This is a genomic window from Propionivibrio sp. (assembly GCF_017995515.1).
GTDB lineage: Bacteria > Pseudomonadota > Gammaproteobacteria > Burkholderiales > Rhodocyclaceae > Propionivibrio.
The window spans coordinates 6,050-9,287 of sequence record NZ_JAGOIT010000120.1; the positions used below are offsets into that span (position 1 = coordinate 6,050).

Below are 3,238 nucleotides of genomic sequence, written 5' to 3' on the forward strand. Positions count from 1 at the left end.
TCGCTTCGGGATTCGTTACGTTTTCAATTTGCCAGCCAAAGGATAAGCCTCCATGCCGATCAGCATGTACGAAGCGTCGATTCCCGTCTTCCTGCGCTATCTTGAGCGCCTTGCTGGTCTCGTCGATACAGCCGAGTCGCATGTACGCGTACACAAGATTGAGGCGACTGAATTGCTAACCGCTCGCCTCGCGCCGGACATGCTGCCGTTCGAGACGCAGGTACGGATTGCCGCGAACTTTGCGCTGCGCGCCTGCTTTCCGCTGGTTGGCCAAGGCATTCCGCCCTACGGCGAGTTTGAGGTTTCGTTCGCGGGGCTTCGGGTGTGCATCGCGCGCGCCGCGCTCTTGGTCGGTTCGCTGGAGCCCGCGCTGTTTGAGGGCAGCGAATCGCGGACGCTCGAAAGCAAGGCGGGGAACGCGGTGGTTTCGTTACCGGCTCCGGAATTCCTCTTCCAGTACGCACTGCCGAACTTCTTCTTTCACCTCACCGCGGCCTACTCGATCCTCCGGAGCCGTGGCGTGGCAATCGGCAAGGCCGACTTCGACGGCTTCCACTCGTCAGTTTCGTCTATGGTTACCCAGCGGGAACAGCGACGGGCATCGTGCCGATGGTGACCACGCCATCCGGCGACTGGAAACAGCGCGCGAGCGTCTATTCAGGCGCGTGGATCTATTGGCACGGAGCAATCGACGAGGACGCCGGAACAGCGCAGTGCTTTGTCCGCTACCGCCAACCCACGGCCGCGGGCAATGCGCCGGTGATCGACTACGTATCGACCGGCTGCTGACGCTGGCTATTCGAGTTCTTCCCAGCGTTCCAGGAGTTGCATCAGTTCATCGTCGATAGCGACGAGGCGCTCGGATAGCGCGTGCGCCTCCCTCGGCTGGGACTGGTAGAGCGAAGGATCTTCGAGACGAAGGTTGATCTCATTCTGCTCCTGCTCCAGCGCGGCAATCTTGCCAGGCAACTCGGCAAGTTCACGCGACTCCTTGTAGCTCAGTTTGCGGTTGCCGTCGGCCTTCGCCTTTGGCGCGCTGTCGAGGGCTTCGGCGACCACGGAAGCCTGCCTGACCGGCGCTGCGCTCGGCTCGTCGGCACGGCGCTTGGCCTGGTAGTCGGCCCAATCCTGGTAGCCGCCGGCGTATTCGCGCCAACCGCCACCGCCTTCGTACGCGATCGTTTGCGTCACCACGTTGTCGAGGAAGGCGCGGTCGTGGCTGACGAGGAAGAGCGTTCCCGCGTAGTCCTGCAGCAGTTGTTCAAGCAGCTCGAGCGTTTCGATGTCGAGGTCGTTGGTCGGCTCGTCGAGCACGAGGACGTTGGCCGGCCGCGCGAACAGTCGTGCCAGCAGCAAGCGATTGCGTTCGCCGCCGGACAACGACTTGACCGGCGAACGCGCGCGCTGCGGCGCAAAGAGGAAGTCACCGAGATAGCCGATTACATGCTTGCGCTCGCGCCCGATCTCGACGTAATCCGACCCGGGCGAGATGACGTCGACGAGCGCAGCCTCCTCGTCGAGCTGCGTCCGGAACTGGTCGAAATACGCGACCTGAATCTTGGTGCCGAGGCGCACGTTGCCGGAATCCGGCTGCAGTTCGCCGAGGATCAGGCGCAGCAGCGTCGTCTTGCCGGCGCCGTTCGGGCCGATCAGGCCGATCTTGTCGCCGCGCTGCAGGCGACAGGAGAAATCGCGGACGACGCGTTTTTCGCCAACGCCTTCGCCAAAACTCTTGCTGACGTGGGTCAGCTCGGCAACGAGCTTGCCGCTCTTGTCGCCGGCATCCAGCGCGAGCTCGACCTTGCCCTGACGATCACGCCGCGCGGCGCGTTCGCGCCGCAGTTGCTCCAGGCGCAAGACTCGCCCTTCGTTGCGCGTGCGCCGCGCTTCGACGCCCTTGCGAATCCAGACCTCTTCCTGCGCGAGAAACTTGTCAAACTTGGCGTTCTGGATCGCCTCGTCGTGCAGAATCTGTTCTTTCTTGACCTGATACGCACTGAAGTTTCCGGGGCAGGAAAGGAGACGGCCGCGATCGAGCTCGACGATGCGCGTCGCGACGCGATCGAGAAACCGGCGGTCGTGGGTCACGAAAACCATCGAGACGTTCGAGCCGATCAGCATGTCTTCAAGCCACTCGATCGCGCCGATGTCGAGGTGATTCGTCGGTTCGTCGAGTAACAGCATTTCCGGAGAGACGGCGAGCGCTTGGGCAAGCGCCAGACGCTTCTTCTGCCCGCCGGAGAGCGTCCCGACTTTCGCATCGGGATCGAGCGTAAAGCGCTGGATGACGCGCTCGGCCTGCGTCTCGAAAGACCAGGCATTGCGCGCCTCCAGCTCGCCCTGAAGTTGGTGCAGGCGTTCAAGCAGGCCCGTTTGATCGGCCGCCGACTCATCGGCCAGCGCGTGCGATACCGCGTGGTATTCGGCAAGCAGCCGGGAGACTTCGCCCATGCCGGCAACGACGGCTTCAAACACGGTGAGTTCAGGATCGAACGGCGGCTCCTGCGGCACGTAACCAAGATGCACGCCGGGCTGTCGCCAGACCGTGCCATCGTCGATCATACCCTGCCCGGCCAGCGCGCGCAGCAGCGAAGACTTGCCGCAGCCGTTGCGTCCGATCAGCGCCACACGCTCGCCCGGTTCGAGGACGAATTCGGCGTGGTCGAGCAGCGGAACGTGGCCAAAGGCGAGCGAAGCGTCGGACAGGATCAGGTACGGCATGGGCAAAGATCACTCAAGAAGGGACAACGCGCGAATCGGTGGCAAAGCAGCACGCCATCCGATTCCGGGAAAGCGCGAGATTCTACCGCGCCTGTCGTGCGCCGACCCGATGCGCCACGCATCGTGGGCCGTATCCCGTGAGTGCCATTTGCCGCCGGCAAGCCCGAGCAAGTACAATACCTTCCGTTCTCCTCGTAGCATAATGGATAGTGCACGCGCCTCCTAAGCGTGAGATACAGGTTCGATTCCTGTCGAGGAGGCCAATAACAAGCCCAAAAAAGACAACAACGGAATATTCAGAAACTTGATTTACCGAAATTCACCGCTTTTTGAAAACTGAGTGTCGCAATTTTGTCGCACATGGAAAAAAGCCCGGGTCTCCCCGGTAATCAATCCTCGTGACTTAGCACTTTTGCATATCTGGCGAACACTGCGACAAAATGGCGGTACCGGGTTACAATAGGATCTCGTAACCGATTGATATTTATAGGTTAAATATGACGGCCTAAATATGTCA

3 protein-coding genes and 1 tRNA gene are annotated in these 3,238 nt (G+C 61.3%); 3 read left to right on the forward strand and 1 reads right to left on the reverse strand.

Annotation, left to right across the window (positions count from 1 at the left end; all coding sequences use genetic code 11):
* Window positions 1-52 precede the first annotated feature (52 nt).
* Both KBA32_RS15020 and KBA32_RS15025 read left to right on the forward strand, forming a co-directional pair.
* Window positions 53-616 carry a DUF1993 family protein gene (locus KBA32_RS15020; protein WP_294360562.1) on the forward strand — a complete coding sequence of 188 codons (564 nt, stop codon included), beginning with the start codon at window positions 53-55 and terminating at the stop codon, window positions 614-616.
* Window positions 613-789 (forward strand): hypothetical protein, encoded by a 177-nt coding sequence (locus tag KBA32_RS15025; protein WP_294360564.1) that lies wholly within the window; start codon window positions 613-615, stop codon window positions 787-789. Before KBA32_RS15020 ends, KBA32_RS15025 begins: the two co-directional genes overlap by 4 nt.
* Window positions 790-795: 6 nt before the next feature.
* Here KBA32_RS15025 and KBA32_RS15030 read toward each other — a convergent pair whose 3' ends face one another.
* Window positions 796-2,721 carry an ATP-binding cassette domain-containing protein gene (locus KBA32_RS15030; protein WP_294360568.1) on the reverse strand — a complete coding sequence of 642 codons (1,926 nt, stop codon included), beginning with the start codon at window positions 2,719-2,721 and terminating at the stop codon, window positions 796-798.
* 188 nt (window positions 2,722-2,909) lie between these two features.
* Here KBA32_RS15030 and KBA32_RS15035 point away from each other — a divergent pair.
* Window positions 2,910-2,984 (forward strand) — tRNA-Arg (locus KBA32_RS15035).
* The last annotated feature ends 254 nt before the right edge of the window (window positions 2,985-3,238 follow it).

Excerpts from the sequence above, each read along its gene's own strand:
- KBA32_RS15020 (WP_294360562.1), top strand. The coding sequence starts at position 53 with ATGCCGATCAGCATGTACGAAGCGTCGATTCCCGTCTTCCTGCGCTAT.
- KBA32_RS15030 (WP_294360568.1), bottom strand. The coding sequence starts at position 2,721 with ATGCCGTACCTGATCCTGTCCGACGCTTCGCTCGCCTTTGGCCACGTT.